The sequence below is a fragment of the Klebsiella sp. HMSC25G12 genome, assembly GCF_001807705.1.
In the GTDB taxonomy this organism is placed as follows: domain Bacteria; phylum Pseudomonadota; class Gammaproteobacteria; order Enterobacterales; family Enterobacteriaceae; genus Klebsiella; species Klebsiella variicola.
Map to the genome: position 1 here is coordinate 100,384 of NZ_KV789843.1, position 14,612 is coordinate 114,995.

At 57.4% G+C, this 14,612-nt stretch carries 14 protein-coding genes and 2 tRNA genes (1 of these 16 running past the window's edge); 2 read left to right on the forward strand and 14 right to left on the reverse strand.

Annotated elements, in window-relative coordinates; translation table 11 throughout:
• The 3 genes from nsrR to HMPREF3096_RS07345 form a co-directional block, all read right to left on the reverse strand.
• The gene (gene nsrR, locus HMPREF3096_RS07335; RefSeq protein WP_002885667.1) at positions 1-426 is read right to left on the reverse strand and encodes a nitric oxide-sensing transcriptional repressor NsrR; all 426 of its coding nucleotides are present in this window, start codon (positions 424-426) and stop codon (positions 1-3) included.
• 150 nt (positions 427-576) lie between these two features.
• On the reverse strand, positions 577-1,875 hold the full coding sequence (locus HMPREF3096_RS07340; RefSeq protein ID WP_023339448.1) for an adenylosuccinate synthase: 1,299 nt from the start codon (positions 1,873-1,875) through the stop codon (positions 577-579).
• Between the two features lie 102 nt (positions 1,876-1,977).
• Positions 1,978-2,175: a DUF2065 domain-containing protein gene (locus tag HMPREF3096_RS07345; RefSeq protein ID WP_002885664.1), complete on the reverse strand. Its 198-nt coding sequence runs from the start codon at positions 2,173-2,175 to the stop codon at positions 1,978-1,980.
• A 223-nt stretch (positions 2,176-2,398) separates the two neighbouring features.
• Here HMPREF3096_RS07345 and HMPREF3096_RS07350 point away from each other — a divergent pair, with 223 nt between their 5' ends.
• On the forward strand, positions 2,399-2,689 hold the full coding sequence (locus HMPREF3096_RS07350; RefSeq protein ID WP_008807192.1) for a hypothetical protein: 291 nt from the start codon (positions 2,399-2,401) through the stop codon (positions 2,687-2,689).
• 82 nt (positions 2,690-2,771) lie between these two features.
• On the opposite strand, the gene hflC is transcribed toward HMPREF3096_RS07350, so the two are convergent.
• The 9 genes from hflC to nnr all read right to left on the reverse strand — a co-directional run bounded on the left by hflC (position 2,772) and on the right by nnr (position 13,020).
• A complete protein-coding gene (gene hflC / locus HMPREF3096_RS07355; RefSeq protein WP_002885662.1) occupies positions 2,772-3,776 on the reverse strand; it encodes a protease modulator HflC in 1,005 nt (334 codons plus the stop codon).
• Positions 3,777-3,778: 2 nt separating this feature from the next.
• Positions 3,779-5,041 carry an FtsH protease activity modulator HflK gene (hflK, locus tag HMPREF3096_RS07360; protein WP_012543112.1) on the reverse strand — a complete coding sequence of 421 codons (1,263 nt, stop codon included), beginning with the start codon at positions 5,039-5,041 and terminating at the stop codon, positions 3,779-3,781.
• Positions 5,042-5,106: 65 nt separating this feature from the next.
• Positions 5,107-6,387, reverse strand: a complete 1,281-nt coding sequence (gene hflX, locus HMPREF3096_RS07365) for a ribosome rescue GTPase HflX (protein WP_008807194.1) — start codon at positions 6,385-6,387, stop codon at positions 5,107-5,109.
• 75 nt (positions 6,388-6,462) lie between these two features.
• Positions 6,463-6,771 (reverse strand): RNA chaperone Hfq, encoded by a 309-nt coding sequence (gene hfq, locus HMPREF3096_RS07370; RefSeq protein ID WP_002885659.1) that lies wholly within the window; start codon positions 6,769-6,771, stop codon positions 6,463-6,465.
• A 92-nt stretch (positions 6,772-6,863) separates the two neighbouring features.
• Positions 6,864-7,814 (reverse strand): tRNA (adenosine(37)-N6)-dimethylallyltransferase MiaA, encoded by a 951-nt coding sequence (gene miaA, locus HMPREF3096_RS07375; RefSeq protein WP_002885652.1) that lies wholly within the window; start codon positions 7,812-7,814, stop codon positions 6,864-6,866.
• Entirely contained in the window at positions 7,807-9,666 is a 1,860-nt protein-coding gene (mutL, locus tag HMPREF3096_RS07380; RefSeq protein ID WP_050887588.1) for a DNA mismatch repair endonuclease MutL, read from the reverse strand. The genes miaA and mutL overlap by 8 nt, the downstream gene beginning before the upstream one ends.
• A gap of 10 nt (positions 9,667-9,676) precedes the next feature.
• A complete protein-coding gene (amiB, locus tag HMPREF3096_RS07385) occupies positions 9,677-11,038 on the reverse strand; it encodes an N-acetylmuramoyl-L-alanine amidase AmiB (protein WP_032731770.1) in 1,362 nt (453 codons plus the stop codon).
• 16 nt (positions 11,039-11,054) lie between these two features.
• Positions 11,055-11,516 (reverse strand): tRNA (adenosine(37)-N6)-threonylcarbamoyltransferase complex ATPase subunit type 1 TsaE, encoded by a 462-nt coding sequence (gene tsaE, locus HMPREF3096_RS07390; RefSeq protein WP_012543113.1) that lies wholly within the window; start codon positions 11,514-11,516, stop codon positions 11,055-11,057.
• Complete coding sequence (nnr, locus tag HMPREF3096_RS07395) at positions 11,509-13,020, reverse strand: bifunctional ADP-dependent NAD(P)H-hydrate dehydratase/NAD(P)H-hydrate epimerase (RefSeq protein WP_023323501.1); 1,512 nt, start codon at positions 13,018-13,020, stop codon at positions 11,509-11,511. The genes tsaE and nnr overlap by 8 nt, the downstream gene beginning before the upstream one ends.
• Positions 13,021-13,033: 13 nt before the next feature.
• On the opposite strand from nnr, the gene queG reads away from it, so the two are divergent.
• Positions 13,034-14,173, forward strand: a complete 1,140-nt coding sequence (queG, locus tag HMPREF3096_RS07400; RefSeq protein WP_008807198.1) for a tRNA epoxyqueuosine(34) reductase QueG — start codon at positions 13,034-13,036, stop codon at positions 14,171-14,173.
• A 270-nt stretch (positions 14,174-14,443) separates the two neighbouring features.
• On the opposite strand, the gene HMPREF3096_RS07405 is transcribed toward queG, so the two are convergent.
• Together HMPREF3096_RS07405 and HMPREF3096_RS30810 are read right to left on the reverse strand one after the other, a co-directional pair.
• Positions 14,444-14,519 (reverse strand) — tRNA-Gly (locus HMPREF3096_RS07405).
• Positions 14,520-14,591: 72 nt separating this feature from the next.
• Positions 14,592-14,612 (reverse strand) — tRNA-OTHER (locus HMPREF3096_RS30810) (it continues 46 nt past the right edge of the window).

The window sequence follows — 14,612 nt, forward strand, 5'->3', positions numbered from 1 at the left end:
TCACTCCACCAGTAATAATTTATAAAGCGGTTGATTCTTCTCAACCAAATCAGCCAGCGTATAGTTATCCAGCTCCTTGAGAAAACTCTGCGCGGCTTCAGCTAGCGCCTGTTTCAGACGACAGGCTGGTGTAATGTGGCAAAATTCGCTGCTGCAGTTGACCAGCGATAAGGGTTCAAGGTCGCGCACCACGTCGCCCACGCGGATCTGCCCTGCTGGTTTACCGAGGCGAATGCCCCCATTCTTCCCCCGCACGGCAGTCACGTAGCCCATGCGGCTTAACTGATTGATTATTTTAACCATATGATTACGGGAGACGCCATAGACCTCGGTCACTTCCGAGATGCTGGTCATGCGTCCTTCCGGCAGCGACGCCATATAAATCAGCGCGCGTAATCCGTAATCGGTGAAACTCGTTAACTGCACATAAACCTCAGGGAAAAGAAAACAGGGTATGTCGAGCGACATCATTATTATTGATGATAAACCAGCCAGCGCTCAGGCCGCTAATTTATTTGAAATGGGGCGGGCGAACAGCAAAAACAAGGGCGCCCGAACGGCGCCCCTTGAGAGTGATTACGCGTCGAACGGGTCGCGCAGAATCATGGTCTCGGTACGGTCTGGACCAGTAGAGATGATATCCACCGGCACGCCGGTCAGCTCTTCAATACGAGCGATGTAGTTCAGCGCTGCCTGCGGCAGACCGCTGCGCTCTTTCACGCCAAAGGTGGTTTCGGACCAGCCCGGCATGGTTTCGTAGATAGGCTCGATACCTTCCCAGTTGTCGGCAGCCAGCGGAGTGGTGGTCACTTCACGGCCGTCCGGCATACGGTAGCCGACGCAGATTTTCACTTCTTTCAGGCCGTCGAGGACGTCCAGTTTAGTCAGGCAGAAGCCGGACAGGGAGTTAATCTGCACCGCGCGGCGTACTGCAACCGCGTCCAGCCAGCCGGTACGACGACGACGACCGGTGGTGGCGCCGAATTCGTTACCCTGCTTGCAGAGGAACTCGCCAGTTTCATCAAACAGCTCGGTCGGGAACGGACCCGCGCCTACGCGAGTCGAGTAAGCTTTGATGATACCCAGTACGTAATCCACATAACGCGGACCCAGGCCAGAACCGGTCGCCACGCCACCAGCTGTGGTGTTGGAGGAAGTTACGTACGGATAGGTACCGTGGTCGATATCCAGCAGGGTACCCTGCGCGCCTTCGAACATCACGAAGTCGCCGCGCTTACGCGCCTGATCCAGCAGATCGGAAACATCAACGACCATGCTGGTGAGGATGTCGGCAATCGCCATGACATCGTCCAGCACTTTCTGGTAGTCAACCGCTTCTGCTTTGTAGAAGTTCACCAACTGGAAGTTGTGATATTCCATCACTTCTTTCAGTTTGTCAGCGAAGGTGGCTTTATCAAACAGGTCGCCAACGCGCAGACCGCGACGAGCAACTTTATCTTCGTAAGCCGGGCCGATACCGCGACCGGTCGTACCGATAGCTTTCGCACCGCGTGCTTTCTCACGTGCGACGTCCAGCGCCACGTGATAGTCGAGGATAAGCGGGCAGGCTTCGGACAGCAGCAGACGCTCACGAACAGGGATACCACGGTCTTCCAGACCTTTCATCTCTTTCATCAGCGCAGCCGGAGACAGCACAACACCGTTACCGATGATGCTGGTTACATTCTCACGGAGAATACCTGATGGAATAAGATGGAGGACGGTTTTTTCACCGTTGATTACGAGAGTATGGCCTGCGTTATGGCCACCCTGGTAGCGCACAACATATTTAGCCCGTTCTGTCAGGAGATCGACGATCTTCCCTTTACCTTCGTCACCCCATTGGGTGCCCAGTACGACGACGTTGTTACCCATTTTTCAAAATCACCGTTTGCTTAAAAATGGATTCTACCATCGCTTTTTCAGAGTTACAGCACTTTTTGCATCCAAAATAAGGCAAATCCGACCACTTTTTGATCAGCCAATCGATTTCCTCAACATGTAGTAGATCACAATCCCTGCAACCACAAGTCCGCCGCCAAAGCGGCGCAATAAATTATCCGGTAACTGGCTCAGGCTGGCGACCATTTTGCGCCAGGCGCGAGGATAGAGCAGCGGGCCGAGCCCTTCGAGTACTAAAACCAGCGCCAGCGCCAGCCAAATGGTGGAGTTCATTATCAACCCTAATTGAAAAGTATTATCGTCGCCCTCGCGGGCGTCATCGGCCAGCATGGTGAATTCATTCACTCATTTCATATTGTCCCGTATTTCATCTTCATTATGAACTGGCAAGGTGAAACAAAATTCACAACTAATTGTATTGCTCCATATTTTTTAAATTGTAACTATGCCGTCGCGTACTACAACCCGGTACGTCTACATAATCAGGAAGATTATCATGAGAGAATTAACCGCGTTTGAAATCGAAAATGTGAGCGGCGCAGGCTGGTTGCAGGATGGCCTGGCTTCCTTAGGCAGCAAGGTCGGCGCCGCCGCATGGACGATGGGTACCGATGCCCTGAGCATCAACCTGCCGCTGATTGGCACCCTCAATCTGGCCGACCTGGCGCCAGACCTGGGCAAAACCCTGGGCGAAAGCGTTGGGTCGACTATCGGTGGCACCATCGAAAGTGCGCTGGCGAGCCTGCCGGTGATCGGTGGCCTGCTGAACAAACTGCTCGGCAACTAATTCACGCCCCCGCAGTATGAAAAAAGGCGCCTGAAACAGGCGCCTTTTCGCGTTAGCACTTCAGGCTTACACCCTCTGCGGCTTATTTACGCGCCGAATCCGGTGAACGCATATAGCGGAAGAAATCACTGTCCGGGCTCAGGACCATCACATCCTGGTTGCTCTGGAAGCTCTTCTCATAGGCACGCAGGCTACGGATAAAGGAGTAGAAGCCTGGATCCTGGCTGAACGCGTCGGCAAACAGTTTTGCCGATTCCGCATCGCCTTCACCACGCAGGATACGACCCTGGCGCTCGGCTTCCGCCAGCGTCTTGGTGACTTCATAGTCTGCGGTCGCGCGCAGTTTCTCAGCTTCTTCCTGACCCTGTGAACGGTGGCGACGAGCAACCGCTTCACGCTCCGCGCGCATACGGTTATAAATCGCTTCCGACACTTCTGCCGGCAGGTTGATCTGTTTGATACGCACGTCGACAACTTCGATACCCAGCGCCGCCATACTGTTCGGGTTGATCACCTGCACTTTGCCGTTGGTTTCCGCTTCCACCCGCTCAGCGGCTTTGGCGATAGCGTCATCAGCCGCCGGGGTGCTGACCTCGTCTTCCGTGCCAGCAGAACCCGAGTTCAGCGCATCGCGCACTTCCAGCGTCAGGCGGCCACGGGAGTCGGTGACGATGTCTTTCACATCCAGACGACCAATTTCAGAACGCAGACGGTCAGAGAATTTACGCTTCAGCAGCACCTCGGCCTGGGAGACGTCGCCGCCGCCGGTTGCCAGGTAGTAACGGCTGAAGTCACTGATGCGCCACTTGATATAGGAGTCGACGATCAGGTCTTTTTTCTCTTTGGTCACAAAACGGTCAGCCTGGTTGTCCATGGTCTGGATACGCGCATCCAGCATCTTCACCGATTCGATAAACGGGATCTTGAAGTGCAGGCCCGGCGCATACACCAGCGGCTTGTTTTCGTCGTCGCGCAGAACTTTACCGAAACGCAGCGTAATCCCGCGCTCGCCTTCCTTTACGACAAAGACTGACATGTAGAGCACTACCAGCACGATGACAATGATCGCGATAACAGATTTACGCATCGTTATTCCCCCTGACGCTGGTAGTCGTTACGCTGCGCGTTAGCGCGGCGTTGGTCCATAATGCTACCCCCGGTTGAGCTCGAGGTTGATGAGGTGCTGGCGCTGCCTGTGCTGGATGCAGGTGGCAGACGCAGCAGATCGCTGGCGTCACTGCTATCGCTCTTTGCTGCCGGCGCGGCGGCGCCTTTCAGCATCTGGTCAAGCGGCAGAACCATCAGATTGCCGTTTTTGCTGTCATTGACCAGCACTTTACGGGTGTGGCTCAGCACTTTTTCCATGGTTTCGATATACAGACGCTCGCGGGTAATTTCCGGCGCGGCTTTGTATTCCGGCAGGAGCTTAGCAAAGCGAGCCACTTCACCCTGGGCTTCCAGGACGGTCTGGGTCTTGTAGGCACGCGCCTCTTCAAGGATACGCTGCGCCTGGCCATTCGCCCGCGGCTGTACTTCGTTGGTATAAGCTTCCGCTTCACGGATGTACTGCTGCTCGTTCTCACGCGCGGCAATGGCATCGTCAAACGCCGCCTTCACCTCTTCCGGCGGACGTGCCGTCTGGAAGTTGACGTCAAGCAGGGTGATCCCCATGTTGTACGGGCGGATAGTCTCTTCCAGCTCGCGCTGGGTATCGCTACGGATCACAGTACGACCTTCGGTCAGAATGCGATCCATAGTGTATTTGCCGATCACGCCGCGCAGCGCGCTGTCAGTCGCCTGACGCAGACTGTCATCCGCGCTGGTAACGCTAAACAGATAGCGTTCCGGATCGGTGACGCGGTACTGCACGTTCATCTCAACGCGCACGACGTTTTCGTCAGAGGTCAGCATGACGCCGGAAGCGGCCAGTTCACGTACCGACTCCACGTTCACCGCCTGAACGTTATCGATAAAGGTCGGTTTCCAGTTCAGGCCTGGCTCAACCAGATGGCTGAACTTACCAAAACGGGTCACGACGCCGCGTTCGGCTTCTTTAATGGTATAAAAACCGCTGGCCGCCCAGATAATCACTGCCGCCGCGGCAACGATGCCGACAATACGCCCGCCCATCGGTCCGCGAGGGGTCTGCGCGTTATTACCACCGCCCAGTCCGCCCTTGCCGCCGCCGAGCCCGCCAAGTTTTTTACTTAACTTGCGGAAGATATCATCCAGATCCGGCGGCCCCTGCTCGCGACCACCTTTGTTGCCATTTCCCTCAGAGTTGCCGCCAGGTTTGCTGCTCCCCCACGGGTCGCGGTCCTGTCCGTTATTACCGGGCTGATTCCACGCCATGTATATGCTCCATATTTGTTTTTGATATCCCCACAGGGGTCAATATCTTCAGGCAAGCTGCAAGGTTAAACCACATAGTCAACAAGCGTTGGCTCTTGCTTACAGAGGCGCCGCCAGTCAACGATCGGCATGCGCACCTGCAGACTCACGCTGCCGTCATCCTCCATCCACTCTTTTTCTATCGCCTGAAGCTGATAGAAACGGCTTCTCAGTCGCCCTTCTTTCGGCGGTAAGCGCAGCGTATGCTGGGCCACTTCACCGGAAAGACGTTCCGTTAATGCCTGAAAAAGCAGTGGTACGCCAACCCCGGTCTGGGCTGAAAGCCAGACCCGAATCGGTTTATTTTCATCGTCGCGATCGATGCGCGGTTCAAAATCGTCAAGCATGTCGATTTTGTTCATCACCATCAGCGCGGGGATCTCATCGGCTTCAATCTCAGCGAGAACCGTATTTACCGCATCAATGTTTTCCTGCACACGGACATCCGCCGCGTCAATCACATGCAGCAGCAGCGTCGCCTGACGCGTCTCCTGCAACGTCGCTTTAAACGCGGCTACCAGATCGTGCGGCAGATGGCGAATAAAGCCGACGGTATCGGCCAGTACCGTTTCGCCGACGTCAGGGACGTCAATGCGGCGCAGCGTCGGGTCCAGGGTGGCGAACAGCTGGTTCGCGGCATAGACCTCGGCAGCGGTGATCTGGTTAAAGAGCGTTGATTTTCCGGCGTTGGTGTAGCCCACCAGCGACACGGTTGGAATATCGGCTTTCGCGCGCGACCGCCGCCCCTGCTCACGCTGTTTCTCAACTTTTTCCAGTCGCGACAGGATCTGCATGATGCGGTTACGCAATAAACGACGGTCGGTTTCGAGCTGGGTTTCACCCGGGCCACGCAAACCAATCCCGCCTTTCTGTCTTTCAAGGTGGGTCCAGCCGCGGACGAGACGGGTTGCCATATGGCGCAACTGCGCCAGCTCAACCTGCAGTTTCCCTTCATGGGTGCGCGCGCGCTGGGCGAAAATATCTAAAATAAGACCGGTGCGATCGATAACCCGGCATTCGCACAGACGTTCCAGGTTGCGTTCTTGCGCCGGACTCAGGGCATGATCGAAGAGCACGACCGACGCGCCGGTCGCTTTAACGGCTTCCGCAATTTCGACTGCCTTACCTTCACCAACAAAATACTTCGGGTGCGGTGCTTTACGGCTACCGGTAATCACCTGCATTGCTTCGACACCGGCGGAAGAGGCCAGAGTTTCAAACTCCTGGAGATCTTCCATATCTTTGTCTTGCGAAAAATAGATGTGTACCAGTACCGCCTGCTCACCGGCGTCATAACGGTCAAACAAGCGTAAACCCCTTATAAAATACCAGCGGGGAACACAGAAAACCTGGCTCCCCGGCGTGGAAAAACAGCACTGGCCTTATTCGGCGTCGTCGCTGTCTTGTTGCGGCGCAGAAGAGCCCTGCGCGCTACCACCGTGGTGATAGTTACTGGAACCGCCGCCAGCATTATTGCTGTGGTGAGACACCGGGCGAGACGGGACAACAGTAGAAATTGCGTGCTTATAGACCATCTGGCTGACCGTGTTCTTCAACAGGATCACGAACTGATCGAAAGACTCAATTTGCCCTTGCAGCTTGATACCATTCACCAAATAAATAGAAACCGGAACGCGTTCCCGACGCAAAGCGTTCAGGAACGGATCTTGTAAAGATTGCCCCTTAGCCATTCTCTCTTTTCCTTATATGTATGCTTGTTTTGTACTCAGAACCTTACGATTCTTAAAAAAAATTACGCACGATACCGTTCAATTGTACACGTTCAGTTCTGGCTCGCACCAACAACCTGTAATACTTTGTTGAGCGCTTGTTCAGGTTGTTCACTGTCTAACCAGTGCACACCTTCCCAACCGCGCAGCCAGGTGACCTGACGTTTGGCTAACTGTCTCGTGGCGCAAACACCTCGATAAACCATCTCATCATAAGGGATCTCGCCATTGAGGTATGACCACATCTGGCGGTATCCAACACAACGGATGGAAGGCATATCCGTATGCAAATCTCCGCGGGCAAAAAGCGCCCGTACTTCTGCTTCAAAACCTGAAGCTAACATCTGATGAAAACGCTGTTCTATGCGTTGATGGAGCAGTTCACGGCTCGCCGGGGCGATGGCGAACTGATGCACCTGATATGGCAGAGCGTCTCCTGACGTTTGCGTCAGTTCCGTTAAAGTTTTACCCGAAATGAAAAAAACTTCCAGTGCCCGGGAAAGCCTTTGCGGATCATTTGGATGAATACGCGCAGCAGCCACGGGATCAATTTCCTGTAATTGCTGATGTAACGCGTTCCACCCCTGCTCTGCGGCCTGCTGCTCAATCCGCGCTCTGACCTCTGGGTCAGCCGACGGTAAGGGCGACAATCCTTCCAGCAACGCTTTGAAATACAACATCGTTCCGCCGACTAACAGCGGAATACGCCCGGCGGCGACAATATCGGCCATCGCCGCCAGCGCGTCGCGGCGAAAATCAGCCGCGGAATAGGCTTCTGCGGGATCCAAAATATCCAGCAGCCGGTGCGGCGCAGCGCTAAGCTCCGCGGCATCCGGTTTGGCAGTGCCAATATCCATTCCCCGATAAATGAGGGCGGAATCAACACTAATCAACTCTACTGGCAAAACTTTACGTAAGGCTATCGCCAGCGCGGTTTTACCTGAGGCCGTCGGGCCCATTAAAAAAATTGCCTTGGGCAGGCTCGCCTCGGTTACATCATTCATCTTTCAGGGCATTCATCGCCGAATGGAGATCTACAGGTTGTAACAGGCCACCCGGCGGCGTTTTCACCAGCTGCGGGCAAAGACGTTCGACGTCCGCCAGCAGCGCAATCGCCTGCGCCATATTCCATGACGCCTGTTCGCTCGTCAGATTACGCGCCATCCATTGGGCGATGTTGCCGACGTCGAATGCGTTTTGCTGCGCCAGGTAGCCTATCAGTTCAGGAATCAAGATTTGTAAATTTTGTTGTCTTAAGGGTAAAGGGACCGCGCGCACCGTCACGTGCAGGGCATCGGTATGAAGCTCGATCCCCAACTGCGTCAGCGCCGACTGCGCAGCGGCCAGCGCCCGCTTCTCCCCTTCCGTGACTTTTAACCGCAACGGGATCAGCAGCGGCTGGGCACATACCGCTTCCGTACCCGGCGTCAACTGCGCCTGGCGCAGCCAGCGCTCGGCAACGGTCAACGACAGCAGCGCCAGACTGCCCTCGCGCTCCAGCAGCGCGCAATCGCCGCCGACAATCGTCAGCACTCTGCCAAAACTCTGACTGTGACCAGCCAGTTCCGCCGGGGCGGCGGACGGCTGCGCGGGTCGCGGAGCGGCGGGCGTGTCGAGCAACTGACGATAAAGCGCGCCCTGCTGCTTCTGGTAACCGGGCTGCGCATGCGGCCAGCTCGCGCCGCCAGAACTGCCGCCGGAGGCAGCCGGCTCACGCGACGATGTGATGCTGAATCGGGTTGCCGCTTCACGCGCTTCCGACGGCCGAGCAAACTGGTTGCCGCCTGCGGCGATGCGATTCTCCGGCATCTGGCGCGGCGTCGGCGGGTCGTCTTTTTCCGCCAGCGGCGCATCAAGCTGTTGCTGCAGCACGCTCAGTACGCCCTGGTAGATAAAGTCATGCACCAGGCGAGACTGATGGAAACGCACCTCATGCTTGGCCGGATGAACGTTCACATCCACCTGATGGGGAGCGATCTCCAGATACAGCACAAACGCCGGCTGCTGATCGGCGCCCAGCTTGTCTTCACAGGCCTGGCGGATAGCATGATTGATCAGCCGGTCGCGCATCATCCGGCCGTTGACGTAACAGTACTGAATTTCCGCCAGCGCCGGGGTGGTATGGAGCGGATCGGCAACCCAGCCGCGCAGGGTCAGATCGCCATGCTGCCACTCGATCGCCAGCGCATGTTCGAGAAAAGCGGCGCCGCAAATGGTTCCCAGCCGCCGCTCCCGCTGGCCATCCTGCGCCACTGCCCGATACTGTCGTATCACCTTACCGTTATGGTTGAGGTTAATGGTGACGTCGAAGCGCGCCAGCGCAATGCGGCGCACCACCTCGTCAATGTGGCCGAACTCGGTTTTTTCGGTGCGCATAAATTTGCGCCGCGCCGGCGTGTTGTAGAACAGATCGAGGACTTCCAGGGTGGTGCCGACCGGGTGCGCCGCCGGCTTCACCGTTACCGCCTGATCGCGGCCTTCGGCATAAGCTTGCCAGGCTTCCTGCTGCTCCGCCGTGCGCGAAGTCAGCGTTAAGCGCGCCACCGAACTGATACTGGCCAGCGCTTCGCCGCGAAAGCCGAGGCTGATAATCGCCTCCAGATCGTCAAGCGAGGCGATCTTGCTGGTCGCATGACGGGCCAGGGCCAACGCCAGCTCGTCTTTTTTGATGCCACTGCCGTTATCGCGGATGCGAATGAGCTTCGCGCCGCCGCGTTCGATATCAATGTCAATCCGCGTAGCGCCAGCATCAAGGCTGTTCTCAACCAGCTCTTTCACCACCGACGCGGGCCGCTCCACCACTTCGCCGGCGGCAATCTGGTTGGCGAGCTGCGGCGGCAGAACCTGAATCGGCATCCCCTGCTCCTTAGTTAATCAACATCCCGCCTGGCGCTGCGGCGCTGGCGGTCTGCGCCGCCTCGCCGCGAGGCGCCGATTGCAGCGGATGCTGCATAAAGTAGTTGCGCAGGCCGTTATAAATCGCCTCCGCAATCTGCTCCTGGTAATCATCGCTCCCCAGCAGCCGCTCTTCACCGTTGTTACTGATAAAGCCCGTTTCCACGAGGATCGACGGGATATCCGGCGAGCGCAATACACCGAGGCTGGCATGCTCCGGGCGGCGTTTGTGCAGGTTGCCAATGCGCTGCAGCTGGCTCAGCACGTTGGTCGCCACATCGTAGCCGACGCGCTGGGAATGACCGAACTGCAGATCCAGCACCGCCTGGCTCAGGTAGGGGTCGGCCTGGCTGTTCGCCAGCACGTCGCCTGCCCCGCCGAGCAGTTCAGACTGCTTCTCATGCTGCTCGAGCCAACCGGCCATTTCGCTGTTGGCGCGACGGTTCGAGAGCACCCACACCGAGGCGCCGGTCGCATCGCGGTTTGGCGCGGCATCAGCATGGATAGAGACGAGGAAGTTGGCGTTTTGCTTACGCGCTACGTCAGAGCGGCCCATCACCGAAATAAAGTAATCTCCGTCGCGGGTCAGCACCGGCTTAAACTGCGGATCGGCGTTCAGTAACGCCCGCAGCTTGCGCGCGATAGCGATAGTGACGTTCTTCTCTTTGGTGCCATTCGGACCAATTGCGCCAGGATCCTGACCGCCGTGTCCGGCATCGATGGCGATAATCACCTTATCATCCGCCGACACCGTACGGGCCGCCGGGCGAGTCACGGTCTGATTGTTGGTCATCGCCGGCTGGGAGGAGGTCATCGCCGTCTGCCGTTCATGACCCGACGAGCTGAACGGGTTACGCCCTGACGTCGCCGTCCGGGAAGGCATCACTGGCGGCGGGTCAGCCCGTTTCACCACCACAGGCGGCGGTGGCGGTGGCGGTGGCGGCGGTGCGTCGGCGTTGATGGTAAAGACCACCGTGTAATTCGCCCCGTTCTGCTGCTTCACCGCTCGCGTTTTACCATCTTCCGTCAAATCCACCAGCAGACGCAGCGTCTGCGTATCCTGCGGCGTACCGGCGCGAATACTCTTCACCAGGTTGCTGCCGCTAAACTGCAGCGGTAGTCCCTGCAATACGCCGGTCTGCTTGATATCCAGCGCGACCAGACGTTTACCCTGTGGGGTAAAGGAGTACTCCGGCTCACCGACAAAACTTAGGGTAATACGGGCCTGCTGGTCTCCGTTGGAGACCTGGATATCGGATAAACTCGCCGCAGTGGCGTGAAGACTCGAGAGCATTAGCGCAGCGGCAAGCCAGGTGGTTATGCGATACTTCATCCCGTCATCCTTCAGGCTAAATGGCTAAACGCGCCAGTAAAGATTCACCCCGTGAGGAGATCGCGGTAATACGCGCCTCACGCCCTTGTGCCTGGTAATCAAGGTGAATTTCAACATCCGGGTCAGGCAGGACACCTGCGCCTTGCTGCGGCCATTCCACCAGGCAGATGGCATCGTCGGCAAAATAATCACGGATCCCCATAAATTCGAGCTCCTCAGGATCCGCCAGTCGGTAGAGATCGAAGTGATATACCATCAGATTCTCGAGGGTATACGGCTCCACCAGGGTATAGGTTGGGCTTTTGACATTGCCGCGGTGACCGAGCGCCTGCAAAAATCCGCGGCTGAAGGTCGTTTTCCCCGCGCCTAAATCACCATACAGATAAATCACGGTGGCGCCGGTACAGGCCTGCGCGATGCGGTCGCCAAGGGCCAGCGTGGCCTGCTCATCGGGTAAAGGAATCACTCGGTTAATCATGGTCTACGTCAATCACATCCGGGTTAACAACACGCCTGAGCGTGGAAAAGAGATCGGTCGCCAGCATACCGCGGGTGCCCTCGCGAGCGGCCACCCGGTCGGCGGCATCGCCATGAGCGACGCACCCGGCACAGGCTGCATCATACGGCGTCAGGTGCTGTCCTAACAATGCGGCAATAATGCCGGTAAGCACATCGCCCATCCCGCCGCTGGCCATCCCGGCATTGCCGGCATCGATAATGCCCATCGCCCCGCTTTCACTGGCCACCACCGTGCCTGCGCCTTTCAGCACAACCACGCCACCATACCGTTTTACCAGACGCTGCGCAGAAAGTAAGCGATCGCTTTCAATTTCTGCCACGCTAACGTTCAGCAGACGGGCCGCTTCGCCGGGGTGCGGCGTTAACACGCGATTGTGACGTTTATCGGGATTGAATGCCAGCAGGTTCAGCGCGTCAGCGTCCCAGACCATCGGTTTGTTAAAACTTTCCACCGTGCGCAGGGCGCTGCGCCCCCATTCGCGCTGCCCCAGACCCGGGCCAATCGCCACCACATCAGCCCATTCCAGCGCGGCTTTCAGGGTCTGGGGCGTCAGTTCATCTACCATTAATTCCGGCCGCACGGTGACAATGGGCGCCACGTTCTCCGGGTGAGTAAGCACTCGCACCAGCCCTGCACCGCTGCGTAGGGCCGCTTCACCGCACATACGGATAGCGCCTGCTGTGCCGCGATCGCCGCCGACAATCACCAGCTTGCCGTGATCGCCCTTATGGGAGGTGGCCCGCCGCGGCGGCAGCCAGTCGGCGAGGTGGGCGGCGCAAAACCGCGTCAGGGGAGTACTTTGCCCGGCGAGCCAGCGCTCGAGCCCAAGGGCATGATGATGGAGATGCCCGACGACATCCCGCGCCTTGCCGGTCAGCAGCCCGGGTTTGAGGGCGATAAAGGTCAGGGTGTGGTCGGCCTGAACCACTGCACCTGGGGTCGCGCCGGTCTGCGCATTCAGGCCGGAAGGGATATCCAGCGCCACCACCGGCGCCGGGTGGTGGTTCGCCTGGTGGATGAGCGCCGCGACGGGATCGCGCGGCGCACTGCGCAGACCGGTGCCGAGCAGGCCATCAATAATCAGTGAGATATCGTCGGGCCACGGGATAGTCGCCGCATGGATCACGCCGCCGGCGTTAAGCCACGCCTCCCGCGCCGCCTGCGCCTCTTCCGGCAGCGGGCTGTCACTCTCTACCGCCAGCAGCGTCACCCGCCGCCCCGCGGCCTGTGCCAGACGCGCGACAACATATCCGTCGCCGCCGTTGTTGCCATGTCCGCAGAGGATCAGCCAGTGCGCGCTGGCGGGATAAGCGCGGCTGGCCAGCTGAAAGGCCGCCTCGCCCGCGCGCTGCATCAGTTCGAACAGCGTCAGCCCCAGGCTGTCCGCCGCCTCTCGTTCGGCCAGGCGCAGCGCCTCCGCAGGCCAAATGTTGTATGGTATACTGTCAGGGTTTTTCGTCATTGTATGGTCCATCATGTCACAGCCCCTCGATCTCGTTCAGTTAGCGCAACAAATCAAACAGTGGGGCACAGAGCTCGGGTTCCAGCAGGTGGGTATCGCCGATACCGACCTCAGCGCTAGTGAACCCAAACTGCAGGCATGGCTGGATAAACAATACCACGGCGAAATGGAGTGGATGGCCCGTCACGGTATGATGCGCGCCCGTCCCCACGAACTGCTGCCCGGTACGTTACGCGTTATCAGCGTGCGGATGAACTATCTGCCCGCCAACGCCGCCTTTGCCCGCACCCTGAAAGATCCCGCACTGGGTTACGTCAGCCGTTATGCCCTCGGGCGTGATTATCATAAGCTGCTACGTAATCGCCTGAAAAAACTGGGGGAGAAGATTCAGGAACAGTGTGCTTCGCTCAATTTTAGACCTTTTGTCGATTCCGCGCCTATCCTGGAGCGGCCAATCGCAGAAAAAGCGGGCCTTGGCTGGACAGGTAAGCACTCACTTATCTTAAGCCGCGACGCGGGATCATTCTTTTTCCTCGGCGAACTGCTGATCGATCTGCCTCTACCGGTCGACAGCCCGGTTGCGGAGGAGTGCGGACGCTGCGTCGCCTGCATGACCATCTGCCCCACCGGCGCCATCGTTGAGCCCTACACCGTCGACGCCCGGCGCTGCATCTCCTATCTCACCATTGAACTGGAAGGCTCTATCCCGGAGGAGTTCCGTCCGCTTATCGGCAACCGTATTTACGGTTGTGATGATTGTCAGTTGATCTGTCCGTGGAACCGTTTCTCACAGCTCACCGATGAAGAGGATTTCAGTCCACGCAAAGCGTTGCATGCGCCACCGCTGGTGGAGCTGTTCGCCTGGAGCGAAGCGTGGTTTCTGAAGGTAACCGAAGGGTCGGCGATTCGTCGCATTGGCCACCTGCGCTGGCTGCGCAATATCGCCGTCGCGCTGGGCAATGCGCCCTGGGATGAAGCCCATCTTCGCGCGCTGGAGAGTCGCCGGGGTGAGCACCCGCTTCTCGACGAGCACATCGAATGGGCTATCGCTGAGCAAATAAACAAGCGGAACGCCGACGCCGTCGAAGTACAACTGCCGAAAAAATTACGTCTGGTCAGGGTAGTAGAGAAAGGCTTGCCGCGCGACGCCTGATTCATTCACAGGCTGTGAATAAAATCTAAAACACATTGCGTTTCAAGGCGCAGACCGAGGTCAAGTGATCGGATTAACATTTCGAAATGAAATTTAATTGTTAAATTTCAATGGTATATAAAGATACTATTTACAAAGCGAAGCATTTACGCCGTCAAAGACGGAACGACAACCTGTGGATAACTCTGTTCACAGTATTTCTGGATATCAAATGAAAATCATCCCCGGCGCTGGATTGCACTGTGGATAAATAAGAGATGGAAGAAAATTTGGAGCGGGAAACGAGACTCGAACTCGCGACCCCGACCTTGGCAAGGTCGTGCTCTACCAACTGAGCTATTCCCGCTTAATCATCGTCATTCAAGCTACCGTGTAGCAACCTGAATACTGCGACTGGTGTGGTATGTCTTTCAAATTTTGGAGCGGGAAACGAGACTCG

Excerpts from the sequence above, each read along its gene's own strand:
- HMPREF3096_RS07345 (WP_002885664.1), bottom strand. The coding sequence starts at position 2,175 with ATGAACTCCACCATTTGGCTGGCGCTGGCGCTGGTTTTAGTACTCGAA.
- queG (WP_008807198.1), top strand. The coding sequence starts at position 13,034 with ATGTCACAGCCCCTCGATCTCGTTCAGTTAGCGCAACAAATCAAACAG.
- nnr (WP_023323501.1), bottom strand. The coding sequence starts at position 13,020 with ATGACGAAAAACCCTGACAGTATACCATACAACATTTGGCCTGCGGAG.
- hflC (WP_002885662.1), bottom strand. The coding sequence starts at position 3,776 with ATGCGTAAATCTGTTATCGCGATCATTGTCATCGTGCTGGTAGTGCTC.
- hflK (WP_012543112.1), bottom strand. The coding sequence starts at position 5,041 with ATGGCGTGGAATCAGCCCGGTAATAACGGACAGGACCGCGACCCGTGG.
- HMPREF3096_RS07350 (WP_008807192.1), top strand. The coding sequence starts at position 2,399 with ATGAGAGAATTAACCGCGTTTGAAATCGAAAATGTGAGCGGCGCAGGC.
- amiB (WP_032731770.1), bottom strand. The coding sequence starts at position 11,038 with ATGAAGTATCGCATAACCACCTGGCTTGCCGCTGCGCTAATGCTCTCG.
- tsaE (WP_012543113.1), bottom strand. The coding sequence starts at position 11,516 with ATGATTAACCGAGTGATTCCTTTACCCGATGAGCAGGCCACGCTGGCC.
- hfq (WP_002885659.1), bottom strand. The coding sequence starts at position 6,771 with ATGGCTAAGGGGCAATCTTTACAAGATCCGTTCCTGAACGCTTTGCGT.
- miaA (WP_002885652.1), bottom strand. The coding sequence starts at position 7,814 with ATGAATGATGTAACCGAGGCGAGCCTGCCCAAGGCAATTTTTTTAATG.
- HMPREF3096_RS07340 (WP_023339448.1), bottom strand. The coding sequence starts at position 1,875 with ATGGGTAACAACGTCGTCGTACTGGGCACCCAATGGGGTGACGAAGGT.
- mutL (WP_050887588.1), bottom strand. The coding sequence starts at position 9,666 with ATGCCGATTCAGGTTCTGCCGCCGCAGCTCGCCAACCAGATTGCCGCC.